This is a genomic window from Janthinobacterium sp. GW821-FHT03A03 (genome assembly GCF_059421435.1).
The window spans coordinates 46,512-68,991 of the sequence record NZ_JBWKUZ010000019.1 but is presented as its reverse complement, the minus strand read 5'-3'; the positions used below and the strand labels follow the sequence as shown (position 1 = coordinate 68,991).

Here is a 22,480-nt window from a genome sequence, read left to right as displayed (position 1 = left end):
GACCCCAGCATTTGCCGTTGGGTTTAATACATGTCCGCGGCGGTCGCCCGCACAGCTTTGAGCAGCATATCCGCCCCCGGCGACAACAGATGATCCTGCTGGCGGATGATGCCGAAGGCATCCATCTTGCACGGCAGCTCGATGGGCAAAATGCTCAGCACGTTCAGCGATTCATAGTAATGGGCCACTTCCGTCGGCATCACGTGCAGCGAGTCCGTCTGCTGCAGCAATGAGGTGATCAGCAGCAAGGCGGTGGTGTCGACCACGTCGACGGGCGGCTCCAGGCTGGCGCGGCGGAACATCATGTCGAAACGGTGGCGCAGGATGCTGCCTTGCGGCGGCAGGATCCACGGCTGGCCCGCCAAATCCCTTAACTGCAAATTCTTGCGCGACAGCAGCGGGTGGCCATTGCGCGCCACGGCGCTGGCCGGCTCTTCCGTCAATTCCTCGTAGATGAGGCCGGCGCTGCTTTCCTTTTCCAGGATGCGACCGATCATGAAGTCCAAGGTTCCATGCTGCAGCATGTCCATCAGCGTATTGCTGTGCTCGAGGTGCACGCCGATGCGCATCAGCGGCGCCTGCTGCTTGATGCGGGCGATCGCGCGCGGCAGCAAGGCCATGGCCGGCGTCATGATGACGCCCACTTCCACCTGGCCCGTCAGGCCCGATTTGAGCGCGACGATGTCGTCATGCGCCAGCGACAGGCTCGTCAGGGCCATGCGCGCGTGGCGTATCATCGTCTCGCCGTAGATGGTCGGCTCCATGCCGCGCGGCAAGCGGTCGAACAGGCGCACGTCCAGCATCTCTTCCAGGTCCTTGATTTGCTTGGACGCGGCCGGCTGTGTCATGTGCAATTCTTCCGCCGCGCGGTGGATGTTGCGCTGCTCGTCCAGGGCGATCAGCAGCAGCAGTTGCCGCGTCTTCAGGCGGGCTCGCAAGAACCAGTTGGGGTTGAGGGTATCCATGAATAAATCATATCATGATCGATATCGGTTTTAACTCAATACCGATGTTATAGATATCGGTGTGTCTCCTTTTTTTGTCGTCAAGCAGCGATCACGATGCCTTGCGGGCTGCGCTGGACTTGGGTGCAGGGCCGATGTACACGGCCGGATCGCCCGTGCAGAGGTTGTTCACGATGGGCTTGGTGCCACGCAGGCGAGCACCGCCGCCATGCCGATGGCTGCGGCACGTGTGTGTTGCTTGAACATCAGATTAACTCTCCTGGGTGGTTTTCTGGCCCATGGCCATCAATCTTTGCACGACGCAAAAAACGAACAGCAGGCCGCCGATGACGATCTTGGTCCACCACGAACTGAGCGTGCCGTCGAAGGCGATCAGGGTCTGGATGGTGCCCAGCACCAGCACGCCGGACAGGGCGCCGGCCACGTAGCCGTAGCCGCCGCTGAGCAGGGTGCCGCCGATGACGACGGCGGCAATCGCGTCCAGTTCCGTGCCTTGCGCATGCAAGCCATAGCCGGACAGCATGTAGAACGAAAACAGCACGCCGCCCAAGGACGCACAAAAGCCGCTGAAGGCGTAAATGAAGACCTTGGTGCGCCCCACAGGCAGCCCCATCATCAGGGCCGACTGCTCGTTGCCGCCGATCGCATACACGGCGCGGCCGAACGGCGTGGCGTGCGCCAGCCAGATGGCCAAGAGTAACGTCAGCACGGCGATGACCACGCCGGGCGAGACAACGCCGCCGAGAAAACCCAGCTGCGTCTGCGACATGGCCACGAACAGCGGGTCGGCTATGGTGATGGAGTTGATGCTGATCAAATAGCACAGGCCCCGCGCCAGAAACATGCCGGCCAGGGTGACGATAAACGCTTGCAATTTGAAGTAATGGATCAGCGCGCCCATGCCGGCGCCGAATACGGCCCCCAGCGCCAGCACGGTGGCGATCACCAGCAGCGGCGGCCAGTGCGCCACGTGCAGCAGCCAGGCGGCGATCATGGTCGACAGGGCCAGCACGGAGCCGACGGACAGGTCGATGCCGCCGGAAACGATGACGAAGGTCATGCCGACGGCAATCACCAGCAAAAAGGCGTTATCAATCAATAAGTTAAAAATGACCTGCGTGGACAGCAGGCCCGGGTAGGCGGCGCCGCCCAGGCCCAGCATCACCAGCAGCAGCAGGACCGTAACGAGCGAGGTGAAATACGGGGTGTGCAGCAAGCTCTTCATGCTTTTCTCCGATGCAGCAATTGCTTGAATTGCGACGATTGCGACAGGCAGACGAGGAAGACGACGACGGACTTGACGACCATGTTCACCTCGGGCGGCACGCCGAGCGAATAGATGGTGTAGGTCAGGGTCTGGATGATGAGCGCGCCGATCATGCTGCCCACCAGGCTGAACTTGCCGCCCGCCAGCGACGTGCCGCCCAGGGTCACTGCCAGGATGGCGTCGAGTTCCAGCATCAGGCCCGCATTGTTGGCGTCCGCGCTCTTGATGTTCGAGCTGATCATCAGCCCCGACAGGCCCGCGCAGGCGGCGCAAAAGACGTAGACGAAAAAGATCAGGGTCGCCGTCCGGATGCCGGCCAGGCGCGCGGCGACGGGATTGATGCCGACGGCCTGGATGAACAGGCCCAATGCGGTCTTGCGCATCAGCACGGCCGTAATGATAAACACGGCCGCGACGAGGAACAGCGAGAACGGCAAGCCGAACAGATAGCCGCTGCCGATGAAGAAGAACGGTTGATAGTAGACGGTGACGATCTGGCCATCCGTCAGCAATTGCGCCAGGCCGCGCCCCGCCACCATCAAGATCAATGTGGCGACGATGGGCTGCAAGCCCAGGCCCGCCACCAGCACGCCATTCCAGGCGCCGCACAGCAGGGCCGCGCCCAGGGCCGCCGCCAGCGCCCAGCCCATGGGGATGTTGCTGACATAAGTGGGCACGCCGTTGTCCATCACCAGCGTGCCGCCGATCAGCATGGCGGCCACGGTGCCGGACAGGGCCACGACGGCGCCCACGGAAATGTCGATGCCGCGCGTGGCGATGACGAGGGTCATGCCCAGCGCGGCCAGCATCAGGGGCGCGGCGCGGTTGACGATGTCGATCACGCTGCCGTACAAATGGCCATCGCGGATTTCCAGGTGGAAAAAGCCGGGGATGGCAAAGAAGGCCACCAGCAACAGCAGCGACAGCGCGGCCAGGGGCCGGCTCAGGGGGTGGTGTAAAACGGTATGCACAATGGAAGAATCCGTGGTGGCAGCCGCCCGCGCCGCCGGGGCGGCGGGCGACGAAGTGGATACGCTCATGCGGTCTCTCCGGCAATCACTTGCAGTACGGAACTGTCATCGAGCTCGCCCCGCGCATAGTCGCCGCAGGCCTTGCGGTCGCGCATGACCAAAATACGGTCGCTGCAGCGCAGCACTTCGGGCAATTCGGACGAAATGAACAGGATGGCCATGCCCTTGCGGCACAGTTTGGCCACATGGCGCATGATTTCCTGCTTGGCGCGCACGTCGATGCCGCGCGTCGGTTCGTCGAGAATCAGCATGGCGGGCGACGTCACCAGCCAGCGCGCCAGCAAGGCCTTCTGCTGGTTGCCGCCCGACAGGCTGCCGATCGGCGTTTCGATGCTGGCCGTCTTGATGCCCAGCGCCTTTACGTATTCGTCGGCCAGCGCCTGCTGGCGTTTAAAGGGGATGGCGCGCAGCAAGCCCGTGCGGGCTTGCAAGGCCAATATGATGTTTTCGCGCACGGACAGCGACAAGATCGCCCCCTCGTGCTTGCGGTCTTCCGAGCAGAAACCGATGCCGGCGGCGATGGCGTCGCGCGGCACGGCGAAGTGGCGCGGCTTGCCGTTGACCATGAGGCTGCCCGAGTCGGCCCTGTCGGCGCCAAACAGCAAGCGCGCCAGTTCCGTGCGGCCCGAACCGAGCAAGCCGGCCAGGCCCAGCAATTCACCCTGGCGGATGTGGAAATCCATGGGCAGCAAGGCGCCCTTGCGGCCGAAGCCCTGCGCTTCCAGCACCGTCGGACCGCAGCTGGCCGCGCCGGCTTCTTGCGCCAGATCAAGCGCCTGTTCCGGCGTGTCCAACGCCACGCCGATCATCTTGTTCACCAGCGCCAGGCGCGACAGCTCGCTGCACGCATACTCTCCCTCGCGCTCGCCATTGCGCATGACCGTGATGCGGTCGGAAATGGCGTAGGTCTGGTCGAGAAAGTGCGTCACGAACAGGATCGCCATGCCCTGCCCGCGCAAACGGCGCAGCACGGAAAACAGCAGGTGGACTTCCGCCTCGTCCAGGCTGGACGTGGGTTCGTCGAGGATCAGCACGCGGGCCGAAATATTCAGCGCGCGCGAAATGGCCACCATTTGCTGGATTGCCAACGGGAAACTGGACAGTTGCGCCGTGACGTCGATATCGATCTGCAACTGCTGCAGCAAGGCACGCGCCTGCTGCTGCATGGCACGCCAGTCGATAGCCCCGAAACGGCGCGGGTAGCGGCCGATAAAGATGTTTTCCGCCACCGACAGGTTCGGACACAGATTGACTTCCTGGTACACGGTGCTGATGCCGAGCGCCTGTGCATCCGACGTGGACGCGGTAGCGATGGGCTTGCCGTCAAACAGGATCTGGCCGCTGTCGGGCGTATAGACGCCCGTCAGCACCTTGATCAGCGTCGACTTTCCTGCACCGTTCTGCCCCATCAGGGTGTGCACTTCACCCGGATACAGGCGCAGGGCGACATCGCTGAGGGCTTTGACGCCGGGAAAGGCTTTACTGATGCCGCGCAACTCCAGCAAGGGAGCCGGCGCGGCCGTGTGATGCGCTTGCGTCTTCATCATGCGGCAAGCTTAGTACTTACGGTTCGGAAATTCCTTCGCGGCCACCTCGGCAGGGAACACGTTCTCCACCGTCGTGATGCGGGCCGGCACGGGTTTACCGGCCACCACGTCGCGGGCGATGGACATCAGTTGCGGGCCCAGCAGCGGGCTGCACTCGACGGTGACGTTCAGCTTGCCGGCGATCATGGCCTCGAACGCGCCTTTGACGCCGTCGATCGAGATGATGATGATGTCCTTGCCCGGTTTCATGCCCGCTTCCTCGATGGCCTGGATGGCGCCGATGGCCATGTCGTCATTGTGCGCATAGAGCACGTTGATCTTCTTGCCTTCCGCCTTGAGGAACGCTTCCATCACTTCCTTGCCCTTGGCGCGCGTAAAGTCGCCCGTTTGCGAACGGATGATCTTCAGCTTGGGATTCTTGCCGATGACTTCCTGGAAGCCTTCCTTGCGGTCGATGGCGGGCGCGGAGCCGACCGTGCCCTGCAATTCGACGATGTTCAGTTGCGCGTCCGGGGTTTTCTTGGCGTATTCGAGCAGCCATTGACCGGCGCGGCGGCCCTCTTCCACAAAGTCGGAACCGATGAAGGTCACGTACAGCGACTTATCGGCCACGTTGACGGCGCGGTCCGTCAGGATGACGGGAATCTTGGCGGCCTTGGCTTCGCGCAGCACCGTATCCCAGCCCGATTCGACGACGGGCGAGAAGGCGATGACGTCGACCTTTTGCGCGATGAACGAGCGCAGCGCCTTGACCTGGTTTTCCTGCTTTTGCTGCGCGTCGGCAAATTTCAGGGTGACGCCGTCTTTCTTGGCGGCATCCTTGATGGAGACGGTATTGGCGGTGCGCCACTCGCTCTCGGCGCCCACCTGCGAAAAGCCCATGACGAGGGGCTTGGCGGCGAACGCGGAAGGCGTGGCGAAGGTGGCGGCGGAAGCGGCCAGCAGCATGGCGCTGGCGAGGAGGGTGCGGCGGCTCAAGGTCATTCTTGTCTCCAGTTTTTTTATTGGAATACCATCACAGCCGGATGCCGGATGGGCGGTTTTTTATGAACCCATGGTAGGAGAAAGCAACATAGCCATCCAATCAATTCTTTTTCGCTTGCGATACCGATTTGCGTATCACCCGCCGCCCATCCCCTGGTCCGCTGACCGTTTGGCAGCCGGCAATTCGCGGCTCTGGTAGCGGTTCAAGTCGCGCGGGTCCACCTGCGGCCAGCCGTCCTTGTCCCACGTCATGGGCAATATCTTGAGCTTCTGCAAGTAGTTGTCCGCCGTCTCATACGCGTGCAGCACCAGGTAATCGTTGCCGTCAAACGTGTAGGCGCTGTTGTGGCCCAGGCCTTGCCAGTCCTTGTCGCCTTTCAAGACCACCGTGCCGCCGCCCTGCGCCATGTCGCGCCCCTCCTTGTCCAGATACGGCCCCGTCACGCTTTTTGACCGGCCCACGGCCAGGTGATACGTGCTTTTTTCCTTCTGGCAGCACAAGCCCCACGAGACGAACAGGAAGTATTCGTTGTCGCGCTGGAAGATGAACGGCGCCTCGATTTCCTCGGGCGCGGGCTTGAATTCGCCCGCCCTTGGCGGCAGCGGCGCGCGGCGCGCCAGCGAGTGCCACTCTTGCGGTTCCGCAATACGGGTCCAGTCTTTGTTGAGCTTTACCAGCTTGATGCCGTTCCAGAACGAGCCGAAGGCCATCCACGGCGTGCCGGCCGCGTCCGTGACGATGTTCGAATCGATGGCGTTCCACTCGTCGCGCTCTGGCACCGATTGCAGCAGCATGCCCTGGTCGATCCAGCGGTAATCGGGCGAGCGGGGATTCAAGGTGGTGTTGACGGTCACGCCGATGCCCGAGGTGTTCTTGCCGAAGCCGGACACCGAGTAGTACAGGTAATATTTGCCGTCGTGGAACTGCACGTCGGGCGCCCAGATATGGTCGTCAAACGATGGCGCGGCCGTCTTGGCCCACGCGGGCTGGCCCGCGAACACGCGCCCTTCCGGCCGCCAGTCGACCCTATTTTTTGAACTGTAGAAGGTGATGCCGGGCCCCGTGCTGTACAAATAATACGTGTCGCCTTCCCTGGCCATCACGGGGTCGTGCACGCTGACCTGGGACGCCCGGACAGGGCTGAAGGCAAGCATGGCCGCCAAGGCCATCATTGTCGAAAATTGCATCGTGTTCTCCACATGGCCTGCCGGCCCGTCATGCGGGCCGGCAGGCTACCTCAAAATCGGCAGGTTTATTCGACCGCCACCACCACGACGGCCTTGGCGGGCAGCGACACGGTCAGCTTGCCGCCTTGCGCCTGGGCATTAAACGCCACCGGCTGCACGGCTTGCGGTTGCGCAAAGCTGTTGACGGCATCCATCTTGCCTGCGCTCAACACGCGGCCGGTGACCTTGGCCACCGGCTTGCCGGCCAGGGCCACGCTGACGTCGACGGCCTCGTGCGGATTCGTGTTGACCAGGGACAAGTACACCTTGCCATCCTTGCCACGGGCGGCCGAGGCGCTCACTTCAGGAATGCTGACCTTGCCCAGGCTGTACTTGCCATTGCCGCTAATGGCGACCGGCAGGGCCGTGGCGTCCTGGAACGGCACATACATTTCAAACGCGTGATACGTAGGCGTGAGGAAATATTTATCCTTGTCCGTGATGATCATCGCCTGCAGCACGTTGACCATTTGCGCGATATTCGTCATGCGCACGCGGTCCGCGTGGGCGTGGAAGATATTGAAGTTCAGGGCCGCCACCAAGGCGTCGCGCAAGCTGTTTTGCTGGAACAAAAAACCCGTGTTCGTGCCCGGCTCCACGTCGTACCAGGTGCCCCATTCATCGACGTACAAGCCCGTCTTTTTCGACGGATCGTTCCTGTCGATGGCGGCGAGATTGTTCTTGATCAAGCTATCGATGCGCAGGGTGCGGCTCAGGGTGGAGATCCATTGATCTTCGCCAAAGCCCGTGGCCGCGCCCTTCTTTTCCCACACGCCGGTCGGCACCGTGTAGTAGTGGAAACTGATGGCGTCCATCATGTTCGGCTTGATTTCGCGGCTCAGGGTGCCGGACCAGCTGGTGTCGTCGTCATTGCCGCCGCTGGCGATGAATTTCGGGCGCGCGCTTTCCGGCGTCTTCATGAAGGTGTGATAGTGCTTGTACAGGTCGGCGTAATACTGCGGGCGCATGTTGCCGCCGCAGCCCCAGGCTTCATTGCCGATGCCGAAATAATCAACCTTGTATGGCTGGGCGCGGCCATTCTTGCGGCGCAGCTCGGCCAGGGTGGATTTGCTGTCCGACGTCATGTATTCAAGCCATTCGGACATTTCCTGCGGCGTGCCGGAACCAAGGTTGCCGTTGATATAGGTCTGTGCGCCCAGCAGCTCGGCCAGGTCGAAGAATTCATGCGTGCCGACGGCGTTCGACTCTTCCACGCCGCCCCAGTTGGTGTTGACCTTGGTGGGGCGCTTGTCGCGCGCACCGATGCCGTCCTTCCAGTGGTATTCATCGGCAAAGCAGCCGCCCGGCCAGCGCACCAGCGGTACGTGCAACTGTTTCAAGGCGCCTAGCACGTCGTTGCGCCAGCCTTTCGTGTTCGGAATGGCAGAGTCCGGCCCCACCCACATGCCTTCATAGATGCCGGTCCCCAGGTGTTCGGCAAACTGGCCGTAGATGTTCTTGTTGATCACGGAACCGGGCCTGGCCATGTCGATGGTGACCTTGACGGGCGCGGCAAAGGCGCTGCCGGCGGCCATGGCCAGGCTCAGGGCCACGATGCTGGTATGGATGAATTTCATGCTGTCTCCTGTTTTTTTAGTGAAAAGCAAGGGCCGGGGTCAACCCCGGCAAAATCTGGATGTGGCGATGCCTCTCCGGCTACGGAGTGGCAGGCATACACGAATGGGGTAAAGCGGGAAGGCCCGCGGCCGACAAAACGCCCAGGGCTAGGCGCCTTGCCGAAGACAGTACGAATGTACGGCTAGGCAAGGCAACAACGCCCTGGGCGTTTTGTCAGACCCAGCCGGCGTCGACGATGAATTCCTGGGATGAGCACATCGCGCCGTCATCGGAGGCGAGGAACAGCACCATGGCGGCTATGTCCTGCGGCATCAGTTTATGCGGCAGGCACTGGCTTTTCTTGATTTCCGCTTCCGCCGCCTCGTCGACCCACAGGTCGATCTGGCGCTGCGTCATGACCCAGCCCGGCGTGACCGTGTTGACGCGGATATTGTGGGCGCCATAATCGCGCGCCAGGCCCCGCGTGAGGCCCACGACGGCCGCCTTGGTGGTGGCGTAGACGGGGTAGCCGCCCGACTTCATGTGCCAGGAAATCGAGCTGACGTTGATGATGGAACCGCCGCCCCTGCGCTTCATGCCGTCCAGCACGGCCTGGCAGGTGAAGAACATGGGACGTTGATTGATCGCAATGCGCTCGTTCCAGTACTCGAGGGTGACGTCCTGCGCCTGGTGGCGCTGGTCGTTGGCGGCGTTGTTGACGAGGATATCGAAGTCGCCCAGCTTCTGCGCCAGTTCCGCCATGACGGCTTGCAGGGAGGCAATATCCGTGATGTCGCAATGGCGGAACAGGGGCGCCGTCATGCCCGCCTCAGCCAGGCGTCGGCACAGGGCCTCGCTCGCTTCCACGGCGATGTCGACAAACGCCACCAGCGCGCCCTGGGCGGCGAACTCCGCCACCAGGGATTCGCCGATGCCGCTGCCGCCGCCCGTGATGAACACGCGCTTGCCCTGCAAGCTGCCATATTTCGCCAATTGCTTCATCTTGTCTCCGCCTGTTTATTTTTTATGTACTACGTGCAACACACACTGGTGCGGCAAGGCCCGCTGGCCCCGCCGCGCAGCAGGTTTTAGTCCTTGCCCAGCACGCCATCCTTGCGGCGCCAGATACTGAGCGGATTATCATCGCGCAGCGACTCCGGCAGCAAGTCCTGCGGCAGGTTCTGGTAGGACACGGGGCGCAGGAAGCGGTTGATGGCCGCCGTACCCACGGAGGTGCTGCGCCCGTCCGAGGTGGCGGGGAACGGGCCGCCGTGCACCATGGCCGTCGACACTTCCACGCCCGTCGGGAAACCGTTGGCCAGGATGCGGCCCACGCGGCGTTCCAGCACGGGCAGCAAACGGCGCGCATCAATCAGGTCGCCGGCATCCATCTGCAGGGTGGCCGTCAGCTGGCCTTCCAGGCTTTCCGTGATCGCCAGCATTTGCTCGATGTCGCGGCAGGCCACCAGCAGGGAGGCAGGGCCGAAGACTTCATCGCGCAGATCGTGCCTGGCCAAAAACGCCTCGCCCGAGGTGACGAACAGGGCGGCGGCGCCTTTGCCTTCCTCGCCCGTGTTCTGCACCAGCGGCGTCACGTCGGCGTGCTGCGCCAGCGCCGCCACGCCCGTGGCATAGCTGCTGGCGATACCCGCCGTCAGCATGGTGGCGGCCGGCGCGGGCGCCAGCGCTTCGGCGGCGGCGGCGGCAAAGGCCGTAAAGTCGGCCCCTTCCAGGCCCAGCACCAGGCCGGGATTGGTGCAGAACTGGCCCACGCCCATCGTCAGCGAAGCGGCAAAACCGCCGGCAATGGCCGCGCCACGGGCAGCCAGGGCTTGCGGCAGCACAAACACGGGGTTGATGCTGCTCATTTCCGCATACACGGGGATCGGCTGCGGGCGTTCGGCCGCCACCTTCATCAGGGCGATGCCGCCCGAGCGCGAACCCGTAAAGCCGACGGCCTGGATGGCCGGATGGGCGACCAGGGCCTGGCCGATGCCGTTGCCCGTGCCTGTCAGCAAGGCGAACACGCCGGCCGGCAGCTGGCAAATGGCAATCGCCTTGACGATGGCGCGCGCCACCAGCTCGGACGTGCCCGGATGGGCCGAATGGGCTTTCAGCACGACGGGGCAGCCGGCCGCCAGGGCCGAAGCCGTATCGCCGCCGGCCACGGAGAAGGCCAGCGGGAAGTTACTGGCAGCAAACACGGCGACGGGACCCAGGCCGATCATGCGCAAGCGCAGGTCAGGACGCGGCGGCACGCGCTGCGGCAAGGCCGAATCGATGCGCGCATCGGTCCACGAGCCTTCGCGCAACAAGCCGGCGAACAGTTTCAATTGACCCACGGTGCGGCCGCGTTCGCCTTCCAGGCGCGCGCGCGGCAAGCCGCTTTCCGTCATGGCGCGCACGATCAGCTCGTCGCCCAGTTCGCCGATTTGCGCGGCGATGGTGTCCAGGAAATCAGCACGTTCCGCATCCGTGGTGGCGCGAAACGGGTCGAACGCGGCTTGCGCCAGACGGCAGGCTTCGTCGATTTGCGCTACGTCAACCATGTGGAAGGCGGGCGCGATGTGCGCGCGCGCGGCCGGGTCCCACGCTTCGAAGGAGCCGCCATGGCCCTTGACGGCGACGCCGCCGATCAATGCGTCACCGCTAATGATAAAACTCATAATGTGCTCACTTTCGCAAATGCGGTTGGAAAGACGTCGAGGCGGTTGCGCAAGGCAGGGCCAAAGGCCGGCGCTTCGATTTCAAAGGTGTCGCCCGGCGCCACGCTCACGCCATCGGCAAAGCTCAGGGTGGCCGTGCCGAAGAAATGCACGTGCACGTCGCCGGGGCGCTTGAACAGCGGATACTTGAAGTGATGGTGTTCCAGGTTGGCAATTGTGTGCGACATATTGTCTTCGCCGCTGACGAACGCCTTTTCCCAGCGCACATTGCCGGCCGCGTCGAGCACGCGCGAGCTGCCGTCTATGTGCGCGGGCAATTCACCCACCAGCAGGGCCGGGCCCACGCTGCAGGCGCGCAGCTTTGAATGGGCCAGGTACAGATAATTCTGGCGTTCCGTCACGTGGTCCGAGAATTCATTGCCGATGGCGTAGCCGACCCGGTAGGGCTGGCCGTCGTCGCCGATCACGTACAGGCCGGCGATTTCCGGCTCTTCGCCGCCGTCCAGGGCAAAGTCCGGCATGCGCAGCGGCTGGCCGCCGGCGCGCACGATGGAGCCGTCGCCCTTGTAGAACCATTCGGGCTGGGCGCCGGCCGTGCCGTCGGCGGGCTTGCCGCCTTCCACGCCCAGGCGGAACATTTTCATGGAGTCGCTCAAGGAATCAGCATCGCCGCCGATCTTTTTGTGCATGGCGTCGCGCGCGCCGGCGCTGCCCAGGTGGGTCAGGCCCGTGCCCGTCACGTAGCAGTGCGCGTCGTCCGCATGGTCGAGCGGCGCCAGCAAACGGCCGCTGGCGGCCACGTCCGCATACAGGTGCGTGATACTGCCGACGCTGGCGTTGACCAGTTCCGCCAGGTTGACACGCTTGCGGATGGCGTCTTGCGCCAGCGCATAGCTGGTGTTGTAGCCTTCGATGACGCGGATGACGTCGTCTTGCAGCAGGCCGACGAGGCGGCCGCCGTTTTCATTCGTAAATTGCAGCAACAGCATAATTGTCTCCGCTTAATGTGAGTGGCGCGGCACGGCGGACCCGCGATTGCCGACCAGGAAGTCGAAATCGCAGCCTTCGTCGGCCTGCAGCACGTGTTCGATGTACAGCTGCTGGTAGCCGCTCTTCGGTCCGGGCGCGCTGCCCAGTTCGCGCTTCGCCAGGCGCTCGGCGATTTCCGCGTCGCTGATGTCGATGTTCAGGCTGCCGGCGTGGCAATCGAGGGCGATCGTGTCGCCGTCGCGCACAATGCCCAGCGGGCCGCCCGCCATGGCTTCCGGCGCCACGTGCAGCACGACGGTGCCATAGGCTGTGCCGCTCATGCGCGCATCCGAGATGCGCACCATGTCGGTGATGCCTTGCGCCAGCAGCTTGGGCGGCAAGCCCATGTTGCCCACTTCGGCCATGCCCGGATAACCTTTCGGGCCGCAATTTTTCATCACCAGCACGGAATCGGCATCGACATCGAGATCCGGATCAACGATGCGCGCCTTGTAATGTTCGAAATCCTCGAACACGACGGCCTTGCCCCGGTGCTGCATCAGGTGCGGCGAGGCGGCCGACGGTTTGAGCACGGCGCCGCGCGGCGCCAGGTTGCCGCGCAGCACGCAAATGCCGCCATCGGCCAGCAGCGGGTTGTCCAGGGTGCGCACCACTTCATCGTTGTAGATCGGCGCGTCGACGCAGTTGTCCCAGAGCGACTTGCCGTTGACGGTCAGCGCATGCTTATGCGGCAGCAAATCGCCCTCGCCCAGGCGGCGTATCACGGCCGGCAAGCCGCCCGCATAGTAAAACTCTTCCATCAGGAAACGGCCCGACGGCAGCAGGTCGACGATGGTCGGCGTGCCGCGGCCCGTTTTCGTCCAGTCTTCCAGTTCCAAAGGCACGCCGATGCGCCCGGCAATGGCTTTCAAATGGATCACGGCATTGGTCGAGCCGCCGATGGCGGCATTGACCTTGATGGCATTCTGGAACGCTTCGCGCGTCAGCACTTTCGACAGGCGCAGGTCTTCGTGCACCATTTCAACGATGCGGATGCCCGACATGTGCGCCAGCACGTAGCGGCGCGAGTCGACGGCGGGGATGGCCGCGTTGTGCGGCAGGGACGTGCCCAGCGCTTCGGCCATGCTGGCCATGGTCGAGGCCGTGCCCATGGTGTTGCAGGTGCCGGCCGAGCGCGACATGCCCGATTCGGCCGACATGAACTGATGCAGGGTGATCGATCCCGCCTTCATCTGCTCGTGCAGCTGCCATACGGCCGTGCCGGAACCGATGTCCTTGCCATTCAATTTGCCGTTCAGCATGGGGCCGCCGCTGACGACGATGGTGGGGATGTCGACGCTGGCCGCGCCCATCAGCAGCGCCGGCGTCGTCTTGTCGCAGCCGACCAGCAGCACGACGGCGTCCATCGGGTTGCCGCGGATCGATTCTTCCACGTCCATCGAGGCCAGGTTGCGCGTCAGCATGGCCGTCGGGCGCAGATTCGATTCGCCGTTCGAGAAGACAGGAAATTCCACGGGGAAACCGCCCGCTTCCAGGATGCCGCGCTTGACGTGTTCGGCCAGCTGGCGGAAATGCGCGTTGCAGGGCGTCAGTTCGGACCAGGTATTGCAGATGCCGATGATGGGTTTGCCGTGAAATTCGTGGTCAGGTATGCCCTGGTTTTTCATCCAGCTGCGGTACATGAAGCCGTTCTTGTCCTGCGAGCCGAACCACTCGGCCGAGCGCAGGGCCACCTTCTTTTTTGTCTCAGACATGCCATTCTCCAGGTTGTGCCATGCCGGATCTAAGGTCGTCGGCCCGGGCAGCGATGTTGGAATACTAAAGAATCCTGCCATGCCTTTCCAATCAATTTTTAATGCGTTCCGATATCGAAAACGATATCGGCATGCACCAATGAAAACGCCCTGCGGGCGCATGGCGGCAGGGCGTAGGCGGTTTTGGCTGGGGCGCTTACTCGGCGGAAAAGCGGTACACGGTTTCCGTCCGGTATTCCTCGCCCGGGCGCAGGATGGTGTTCGGGAAATGCGCCTGGTTCGGCGAGTCCGGGAAATGCTGGGTTTCCAGGCACAGTGCGCTGCGGTAGCTGATGGCGCGCAGCTTGCCGTACTGGCTGCTGTCGAGGAAGTTACCGGAATAAAACTGCATGCCCGGTTCCTGCGTGTATACCTGCATCAGCCGGCCCGAGGCAGGGTCGCGCACGGTGGCGGCCAGGTTCAGCAGTTGATCCGCCTTTTGATTGAGCACAAAGTTATGGTCGTAGCCGCGGCCGATGCGGATCTGTTCATGCGGCAGGTCGATGCTGTCGCCGATGACGGTGGGCTGGCGCAAGTCGAACGGCGTGCCGGCCACGTCCGCCAGTTCGCCCGTGGGGATGGCGCCCGCATCGACGGGCAGGTAGCGGTCCGCATGGATGGACAGCTCGTGGCCGAGGATATGGCCCTGCCCCGCCAGGTTGAAATAGCTGTGGTTGGTCAAGTTGACGGGCGTGGCCTGGTCCGTCACGGCGTGGTAGCGCAGGCTCAACGCGTTGTCGTTGTCCAGTTCATACACGACGGTCACGTCGAGCTTGCCCGGGTAGCCGTCTTCGCCGTCCGGGCTGCTGCGCGTGAACGTGACGCCCACGGCATCTTCCTTCGTGAACGGTTCGGCCTGCCACATCACCTGGTGGTAGCCTTGGTTTCCGCCATGCAAGTGATTGGGCCGGTTATTCACGGCCAGCTGGTAGTCCTTGCCGTCGAGGCTGAAACGTCCTTGCGCGATGCGGTTGCCGTAGCGCCCGATGACGGCGCCCAGGAAAGCGCTGTTGTGCAGATACGGCTCGATGCGCTCGAAACCGAGCACCACGTCGGCAAAGCGGCCATCGCGGTCCGGCACATGGATTTCGCTGATGATGGCGCCGAAATCGAGCACCTTGACTTGCATGCCCTGGCGATTCGTCAGGGTAAACACGGTGACGTGGTCGCCGTCGGGCAGGACGCCGAACGGCGCCCCGGTGACGGTGGCGGCGGTGGATGCGGCTGCAACAGTAGTCATGGGCGCTCTTCCAGGTTTTACAGGGTCGATGAACGGCCAAACACGGGCATGCCCTGCGCATTCCAGCGCAGCGGCTTCACAAAGGTATGGCGGTCCGGGTTCCACAGCGGGTCGCCAACGATTTCCGTGTAGGTGCGGGCATGGTACACCAGCAACACATTGTCGCCATCTTCGGCCGTCGTAAAGCTGTTGTGGCCGGGGCCGTAGATGCCGTGCTCATAGCAGCTGGCAAACACGGGTTCCGGCGACTTGCTCCACGAGAACGGGTCGAGCAGGTCGGCCGTGTCGTCGGCCCACAGCAGGCCCATCGCGTAGTTTTCATCGGTGGCGCTGGCCGAATAGCTGATGAAGATCTTGCCATGGCGCTTCAGCACGGATGGTCCCTCGTTGACCCGGAAGCCGCGGATTTCCCAGTCGAACTCGGGCTTGCTCAGCATCACGGGCGGGCCGGCCAGCTGCCACGGCGTGGCCATGGGCGCGATATAGAGGTTGGAATTGCCCGCGATGGCGATATCTTTCTGCGCCCACAGGTAGTACAGCTGGCCGTCGTGGCTAAAGGTGGTGGCGTCGAGGCAGAAGGTGTCGATGCCCGTGTCGATCGATCCCATGAATTCCCACTCGCCTTCCAAGGGGTTGGCGTTCGTGTTGCGGATCGCATACATGCGGTGCTGGAACAGTTGATGCTTGATCTCGCGGCTCGGCGCGGCGGCGAAATACACATACCAGGCGCCGTCGTTGAAGTGCAATTCGGGCGCCCACACCAGTTCGCTGTACGGGCCCGTGTCCGGCTTGTGCCACACGTCGACGGTAGGCGCGTCGGCCAGGCCGGCGATGCTGCCGGCGCGGCGCAGTTCGATGCGGTCGTACTGGGGCACGGAAGCCGTAAAGTAATAATAGCCGTCGCTGTGGCGGGTGATATGCGGGTCGGCGCGCTGTTCGATCAGCGGTTTCAAGACGTCTGCCATGTTGCTTACTCCATTCAATGATTCTTACGCAGCGACAAAACCGCGCTTGTGCATTTCCACTTTTACGCCTCGGTAATAGTCATCGCTGATGCGGTACTTGAACATCAGCAAGCCCATCAGCAAGTGGAAGAAGCCGGGGATGACCGACAGCATCAGGGCGATGCCGTTCAGGGCGAATTGCGTCTGCTCATGGTTGGGCTGGTAGTCGAAATACGACAGCAGCATGCCCACCAAAAAGCCGGCCACGGCCATGCCGGCCTTCTGGCAGACGGAAATGCCGCCGAAGGCGAAGCCGGAGACGCGCTTGCCCGTCTTGACTTGACCGTAATCAATGGTCTCCGCGATGGCCGACCAGAACACGGGCGCATGCAAGTCCACCACAAAGGAGAGCAGGAAATACAGGGCGAAGGCCAGCACGGTGTCGCTCGGCGTCACAAAGAAATAGATGGCCAGGCTGATCAGCGCGACGCCGATCTGCGTGTAGCGGAACAGTTTTACCTTGCAATAGAACTTGGTGATCCACGTCGAGGCGACCATGGCCAGGATGGCGGCCACCACGCCCGTGGTCAAAAAGGCGGCCACGGTTTCCGTGCTGCCGCCCAGATAGTATTTCGCATAATAAATGGCGACGGAGCCGCGCACCACGTAGCCGATGGTGCCCGTGACGCACACGCCGCACAGCACCAGCCACTGGTCGTTCTGCAGCAGCACTTTCAACTGCGCCAGCAGCGATTGCTTTTCCACCACATGCACGACGCGCTCCGTGGTGGAAAAATAGCAGAACAGGAACAGGGCCACGCCCATGACGGCCATCACGGCCATGGCCGCCTGGTAGCCGACGGCCGGGTTGCCGCCGCCCCAGCGCTGCGACAGCACCGGCACGACGATGGTCACCATGAAGGCGCCGATCTTGGCGAAGAACAAACGGTAGCCGTTGGCCGACAGGCGCTCGTGCGGGTCGCTGGTCAGGCCGCTGATCAGGGAAATATACGGGATGCCCACGCCGGCCGTCATGATGGTCATCAAGATGTACGTCGAATACGCCCAGATGAGCTTGGCGTCATAGCCCCATGCCGGCGTGGTAAACACGAAAAAGACGCTGACGCCGAACGGCACGGCCAGCCACAGCAGATACGGGCGGTAGCGGCGCGAGGCAAAGCTGTAGCGGTCGGTGATCTGGCCCATGAGCAGGTCGGCGATGGCGCCCACCACTTTCACGGCCACGAACAGCAGGGCCAGGTCCGTGGTTTTCAAGCCATAGATATCGGTATAGTAAAAGGTAATGATCAGCATCATCGACGAGATGACGACATTGAGCGCCATGTCGCCGGCGCCGAAGCCGACCTTTTCAACGGTGGATAATTTTTGCGTCTCCATGCTTTCCGTCCATTCTTTTGATGATGAATCGTGCCTGACTGCCCAACTGACAGGGGCGTTGCCGGCCGAAACCATGGCAACGCCCTTGATTTTTTACTGTGCGATCAACTTACATCTTCCAGCGCAGCGATAACCCTACCGTGCGGTCATAACGGCGCGTATCGCGCGCATACACGCCCGGCGCGTTCCAGTAATCCTTGAACTTGGTGTCGAGCAAGTTATTTCCGTCCAGGGTCACGGTGAACTGGTCGTTGAGCTTGTACGACAGCGAACCGTCGAGCTGGGCCGTGGCCGCCACCTTCAAATCCAGGCCGGGGCCGCCCTGGTTGTAGCTGTCGATGAATTTCGAGCGCCAGTTGTAGGCCAGGCGGCCCGACCACGCGTCTTTCTCGTACAGCAGCACCAGGTTGTAGGCATAGCGCGACACGCCCGTGATGGCATGGCTGCCCGTCTCGTCGTCGGTGGTGCCGCTCATATAGGTGCCGTTCGCCTGCAAGCCCAGGCCGTTCAAGATGCCGGGCAAGCCGTCATAGAACTGCTGGTAGCCGATTTCCAGGCCCTGCAGCTTGCCGTCGGCCGTGTTGTAGGGGCGGTCCACGTCGTAGACCTTGCCGGCGATGGTTTCGCTGGCAATGCGCTGCTGGATATAGCCGTCGAACTTGTGGTGGAACACGGTGGCCGTGACGGAACCGGCCGGCGCGAAATACCATTCCAGCGCTGCATCGACGTTGTCGCCCGTCACCGGTTTCAGCTCCGGATTGCCGCCCGCGCCCGTGGCTTTGACCGTTTCCGTCGAGTTGACCAGGGCCACGCCCGGGTTCAGCTGGGAAAAGCCGGGGCGGCTGATGGTGCGGCCCGCCGCGAAACGGCCGATCAGGTCGGAACGCAGCTTGATCTTCAGGGCCACGCTGGGCAGCACGTCGGTGCTGGCCGTGTCGCTGACGACGGGCGTGTACACGCCATCCTGTGAACTGTTGCCCTGCAGCCTTTGCTCGGTGCGCACCACGCGCACGCCGACGGTGCCGTCGACGGGGTAGGCACCGAGCTTGAAGGCGATTTTCGCCTTGCCGTAGAGGGAATATGTCTTTTCCGTGTCCTTGAAGAACGATCCCGGGTCCATGGCGCGCACCGCGCTGCTGCCCGTAATGGCTTCGCGGATCGTGGCCGTGTTATTGAGCAGGAAGCTGGCGCACGGCGTGTACCACTGCTTCAAACCATAGTCGGGACCGCCGCCGGACATCGGCTCCGACAGGCAATTGAGGCCGGGAATCGACGTCACGCCCTGGCGGCTGAACGGAAACGCGGCGCCGGACACGTCCGGTGCTTCCGCATTGCCTTCGAAACTCTTGATCGATTGCGCTTCGCGTTTGACGCCGCGCAAGCCGACGCTGATTTCCTTGAAGATGCCGCCGGCACTGGGCGTGTACGCGAGGTCGGCGCGCAGGTCGTTCGCGCTGCCCTCATCGCGGCCGTAGCGGTCGAAAAAGCCCTTCAGATAGTAATTTGCCGGGTCGTTCAAATCGCTGCCCGTGTAATCGACATGCAGGGTGCCGTTCTGGTTGGTATTGATGGTGGCGTTCGGCACGACGGTGATGGCATCGAGAATCGGATTGCGCCAGTTGTACGTGCTCCTTGTGCTGGCCAGTTCCGACGTGAAACGCCATTCCGGATTGATATCCCACAAGCCGCCCACGGCAAACTGCTGCGTCTTCGTCTGGTTCTTGTTTGCCTGCGTCGACATGATGGTGTTGACGTTGGTGGACGTCAGCGTCTGCAGCTGGTTGCTGCCGGGAATCCTGGTGGCGGACACGGGCGTGCCCCACCACGGCAGGCCGACAAAGTAATCGGACTCGGCGTCGAGCAGGAAGCGCGTGGCCATGCCTTCGGCGTACAGTTCCACGTCGGCGTTCGGGCGCCATTGCAGCACGGCATTGGCGGTCGTGCGGCGGCGGTCGCCCTTGATCGGCAACAAGCCCACCTGGTCCGGCGCCGTCAGGCCCGGCGAAAAGTAAAGCTTGTCCACGGGCGCGGTACTGAAGGCGCGCTCCTCGTGGTAGCGGTGTTGCTGCTGCGACAAGCCCAGCAGCGCCCCCACTTCGCCGATGCCCGTCTTCCAGCGGTTCGCCGCCATGGCACTGATGTTCGGGTCCGTGGCTTTCGATTTGTCGCTGTAGACAGCGCGCGCGTTCACGCTGGCGGTAAACTCCTTGAAATCGAAGGGGCGGTTGGTGCGCACGTCGATGATGCCGGCCACGCCGCCCTCGACCTGGTCGGCGCCCTGCGATTTATAGACGTCGACGCGCTGCAGCATGGTGGCGGGAATGTCGGCCAGGTTGACGTAGCGGCCCGTGGTGGTGAACAGTTCGCGGCCGTTGAGCAGGGTCGTGACATCGCGCAAGCCGCGTATCATGACGGCGCTCGCCTCGCCCGAGTCGCGGCGGATCTGGATGCCGGATATGCGCGCCAGGGTTTCGGCCACGTTGTTATCAGGGAATTTGCCGATGTCGTCGGCGACGATGGAATCGATGACCTGGTCCGAGCGCATCTTGATCTGCTGCGAATTCTGTGCCGAGCGGCGCACGTCGCTGACGGTGACCACGGCCACGTCGCCTTCCGGCGCGGCCACGGCGGGCTGCACGGCGGTCGGCGCGGCTTGCGCATCCGCCTGCGCCCAGACCGAGGCAGAGCTCAGCAAGCCAAAACCGGCCAGTGCCGCAACAGCGGCCTTCAAGGTGAACGGACGAGGGAAAATGGCCGCGAGCGGGCCGGTGGCGCTAGACATCATGCATCTCCAGATATTGTATTGATATTGTTATGCTGCTTGCATGTCGTTCGCATGCTCGGCGTTTATCTTAGGGGCTGGGCGATAATCTCTCCAATCAAATTTTCCGCAGTTTCGATATCAATTTCGATATCGGCGGTCGGAAAATTTGGAGGTTGCAACACGACGAGGGCAGGGGCGTCAGGGAGATTTCCCGGATGGGTCTGCACAAAAAAACGGCAGCACTGGCGTGCAGCATGCAAACGCGAACAGGACTAAGCTGGGGGATGTCATAAAGTCATTCCACCCACCGCTTGCACAGGAGTCCGCATGAACGTTTTAATAGTATTGACCTCGCACGACCAGCTGGGCGACACGGGCCACAAGACCGGCTTCTGGCTGGAAGAATTCGCCGCGCCGTATTATGTGCTGAAGGATGCTGGCGCGCGCCTGACCCTGGCCTCGCCGAAAGGCGGCCAGCCGCCGCTGGACCCGAAGAGCGACGCGCCCGACTCGCAGACGGCGGCCACGGCCCGCTTCAAGGCCGACCCGGCGGCCCAGGCCGCGCTCGCTTCCACGGTCCTGCTGTCCAGCGTAAAAGCGGCCGACCATGACGCCGTGTTCTATCCGGGCGGCCACGGCCCTCTGTGGGACCTGGCCGAAGACCGGGATTCGATCGCCCTCATCGCAGCCCTGCACGCGGCCGGCAAGCCCGTGGCCGCCGTCTGCCACGCCCCTGGCGTGTTGCGCCACGTTAAACGCAGCGACGGCCAGCCGCTGGTAAAAGACAAGAAAGTGACGGGATTCACGAATACGGAAGAGGAAGCCGTGGGCCTGACCAAGGTCGTACCGTTCCTCGTGGAAGACATGCTCAAGGAAAACGGTGGCATCTATTCCAAGGGCGCCGACTGGGCCTCGTATGTGCTCACGGATGGCATCTTGATCACCGGCCAGAATCCGGCCTCGTCGGAGGCGGCGGCGCAGGCGCTGTTGAGGTTGCTGAAATAGGGGGCAACGAGGGAAACGGTGGCCGTGCAGCAAAAAGCACGGCCATAAATCGCTCGTCCCAGCCATGCTGAGGCTGGAGGCACAAAAACGTAATGTCTTGATTTGTCTGGTGCGGCTGGCGGGGATCGAACCCACGACCCTTGGCTTCGGAGGCCAATACTCTATCCACTGAGCTACAGCCGCGTAGGGGGAATTTCTGAAGTGATGCGAAGGATACCGTTTTTCTTTACCTACGTCTACGGAAACTGTCGTATCGTCGGCAATTGCATGTCATTGCTCAATTTTTGTGCCTATAATTGTGGGTTTCATAAAGGTTTGCATCCAGGCATGTAAAAATGCTACCTTACACGGCCATCAGTTTCAAATCTGGACTAAGGACATCATGAGCGACGCACATAACGAACAACAATCAGCGATCAAAACGCCTAAACAATTGCTTGCAGCCGTAGCCGGCTTCTTTTTGGTGACCGTCATCGGCATTATCTTGCTGGTGCAATTCGTCACGACGCAAAAACACGAGAGCGCCGGCACGGACAGCCAGTCGCCGGAAGCCATCGATGCACGTCTGAGCCCGGTGGCCAATGAAGGCTTTACCTTCAAGGACGCCAGCGGTCCGAAAGTGCTGCAAGGCGGCGAGGCCGTGTACACGGCCACCTGCGTGGCGTGCCACGGCGCCGGCGTGGCCGGTGCACCGAAGTTTGGCGACGCGGGCAGCTGGTCGGCCCGCCTGGCCCAGGGTTACGATACGGTCCTGAAACACGCGATCGAAGGCTTGCGCGCGATGCCGGCCAAGGGCGGCAATCCCGACCTCGACGATGTGGAAGTGGCGCGCGCCGTCGTCTACATGGCCAATGCGTCGGGCGGCAAGTTCAAGGAACCGGAAGTGCCTGCACCGGCCGCTGCCGCTGACGGCGCCGCCGCACCAGCCGCCGAGCCTGCCAAATAAGCACTTGCGCTGCATCAAGAAACCGCCCGTTGGGGCGGTTTTTTTTCGCCCGCAGAGGATGCCGGCAAAGGCTGGTCGGACTACGCGATGGGAGCGACGGGCGGCGGGCATGAAAAAGCCGCCCGGCTTGCGCGGGGCGGCTCGGTACTAGCGCGT

At 62.7% G+C, this 22,480-nt stretch carries 17 protein-coding genes and 1 tRNA gene; 2 read left to right on the top strand and 16 right to left on the bottom strand.

Going from position 1 to position 22,480, the window contains the following annotated elements:
• Positions 1–23 precede the first annotated feature (23 nt).
• The 15 genes from AC07VI_RS24235 to AC07VI_RS24165 all read right to left on the bottom strand — a co-directional run bounded on the left by AC07VI_RS24235 (position 24) and on the right by AC07VI_RS24165 (position 20,394).
• Positions 24–965, bottom strand: a complete 942-nt coding sequence (locus AC07VI_RS24235) for a LysR family transcriptional regulator (RefSeq protein ID WP_086144421.1) — start codon at positions 963–965, stop codon at positions 24–26.
• 250 nt (positions 966–1,215) lie between these two features.
• A complete protein-coding gene (gene yjfF / locus AC07VI_RS24230; RefSeq protein WP_086144420.1) occupies positions 1,216–2,190 on the bottom strand; it encodes a galactofuranose ABC transporter, permease protein YjfF in 975 nt (324 codons plus the stop codon).
• Entirely contained in the window at positions 2,187–3,272 is a 1,086-nt protein-coding gene (locus tag AC07VI_RS24225) for an ABC transporter permease (RefSeq protein WP_086144419.1), read from the bottom strand. The genes yjfF and AC07VI_RS24225 overlap by 4 nt, the downstream gene beginning before the upstream one ends.
• Positions 3,269–4,810, bottom strand: coding sequence for a sugar ABC transporter ATP-binding protein (locus tag AC07VI_RS24220; RefSeq protein ID WP_492992124.1), 1,542 nt, complete (start codon positions 4,808–4,810; stop codon positions 3,269–3,271). The genes AC07VI_RS24225 and AC07VI_RS24220 overlap by 4 nt, the downstream gene beginning before the upstream one ends.
• Before the next feature lie 9 nt (positions 4,811–4,819).
• A complete protein-coding gene (locus tag AC07VI_RS24215; RefSeq protein ID WP_086144418.1) occupies positions 4,820–5,794 on the bottom strand; it encodes an ABC transporter substrate-binding protein in 975 nt (324 codons plus the stop codon).
• A gap of 135 nt (positions 5,795–5,929) precedes the next feature.
• A complete protein-coding gene (locus tag AC07VI_RS24210) occupies positions 5,930–6,982 on the bottom strand; it encodes an arabinan endo-1,5-alpha-L-arabinosidase (RefSeq protein WP_086144417.1) in 1,053 nt (350 codons plus the stop codon).
• A gap of 65 nt (positions 6,983–7,047) precedes the next feature.
• On the bottom strand, positions 7,048–8,598 hold the full coding sequence (locus AC07VI_RS24205) for an alpha-N-arabinofuranosidase (RefSeq protein ID WP_086144416.1): 1,551 nt from the start codon (positions 8,596–8,598) through the stop codon (positions 7,048–7,050).
• Between the two features lie 214 nt (positions 8,599–8,812).
• The gene (locus tag AC07VI_RS24200) at positions 8,813–9,580 is read right to left on the bottom strand and encodes an SDR family NAD(P)-dependent oxidoreductase (RefSeq protein WP_086144415.1); all 768 of its coding nucleotides are present in this window, start codon (positions 9,578–9,580) and stop codon (positions 8,813–8,815) included.
• A gap of 86 nt (positions 9,581–9,666) precedes the next feature.
• Positions 9,667–11,244, bottom strand: a complete 1,578-nt coding sequence (locus AC07VI_RS24195) for an aldehyde dehydrogenase (NADP(+)) (RefSeq protein ID WP_492992120.1) — start codon at positions 11,242–11,244, stop codon at positions 9,667–9,669.
• Positions 11,241–12,233, bottom strand: coding sequence for an AraD1 family protein (araD1, locus tag AC07VI_RS24190; RefSeq protein ID WP_086144413.1), 993 nt, complete (start codon positions 12,231–12,233; stop codon positions 11,241–11,243). The genes AC07VI_RS24195 and araD1 overlap by 4 nt, the downstream gene beginning before the upstream one ends.
• A gap of 12 nt (positions 12,234–12,245) precedes the next feature.
• The gene (locus tag AC07VI_RS24185) at positions 12,246–13,988 is read right to left on the bottom strand and encodes an IlvD/Edd family dehydratase (protein WP_086144412.1); all 1,743 of its coding nucleotides are present in this window, start codon (positions 13,986–13,988) and stop codon (positions 12,246–12,248) included.
• Positions 13,989–14,184: 196 nt separating this feature from the next.
• A complete protein-coding gene (locus AC07VI_RS24180) occupies positions 14,185–15,267 on the bottom strand; it encodes an aldose epimerase family protein (RefSeq protein WP_099374848.1) in 1,083 nt (360 codons plus the stop codon).
• 17 nt (positions 15,268–15,284) lie between these two features.
• Positions 15,285–16,232 (bottom strand): glycoside hydrolase family 43 protein, encoded by a 948-nt coding sequence (locus tag AC07VI_RS24175; protein ID WP_086144410.1) that lies wholly within the window; start codon positions 16,230–16,232, stop codon positions 15,285–15,287.
• Between the two features lie 24 nt (positions 16,233–16,256).
• Positions 16,257–17,609: an MFS transporter gene (locus tag AC07VI_RS24170; protein ID WP_492992117.1), complete on the bottom strand. Its 1,353-nt coding sequence runs from the start codon at positions 17,607–17,609 to the stop codon at positions 16,257–16,259.
• 109 nt (positions 17,610–17,718) lie between these two features.
• On the bottom strand, positions 17,719–20,394 hold the full coding sequence (locus AC07VI_RS24165; RefSeq protein WP_492992115.1) for a TonB-dependent receptor: 2,676 nt from the start codon (positions 20,392–20,394) through the stop codon (positions 17,719–17,721).
• A gap of 306 nt (positions 20,395–20,700) precedes the next feature.
• Between AC07VI_RS24165 and AC07VI_RS24160 the strand changes: the two genes are divergently transcribed.
• Positions 20,701–21,378 carry a type 1 glutamine amidotransferase domain-containing protein gene (locus tag AC07VI_RS24160; protein ID WP_492992113.1) on the top strand — a complete coding sequence of 226 codons (678 nt, stop codon included), beginning with the start codon at positions 20,701–20,703 and terminating at the stop codon, positions 21,376–21,378.
• A 107-nt stretch (positions 21,379–21,485) separates the two neighbouring features.
• Here the strand turns inward: AC07VI_RS24160 and AC07VI_RS24155 are convergent.
• Positions 21,486–21,561, bottom strand: a tRNA-Arg gene (locus AC07VI_RS24155).
• A gap of 199 nt (positions 21,562–21,760) precedes the next feature.
• Between AC07VI_RS24155 and AC07VI_RS24150 the strand changes: the two genes are divergently transcribed.
• Complete coding sequence (locus tag AC07VI_RS24150) at positions 21,761–22,324, top strand: c-type cytochrome (RefSeq protein ID WP_076564922.1); 564 nt, start codon at positions 21,761–21,763, stop codon at positions 22,322–22,324.
• Positions 22,325–22,480 lie beyond the last annotated feature (156 nt).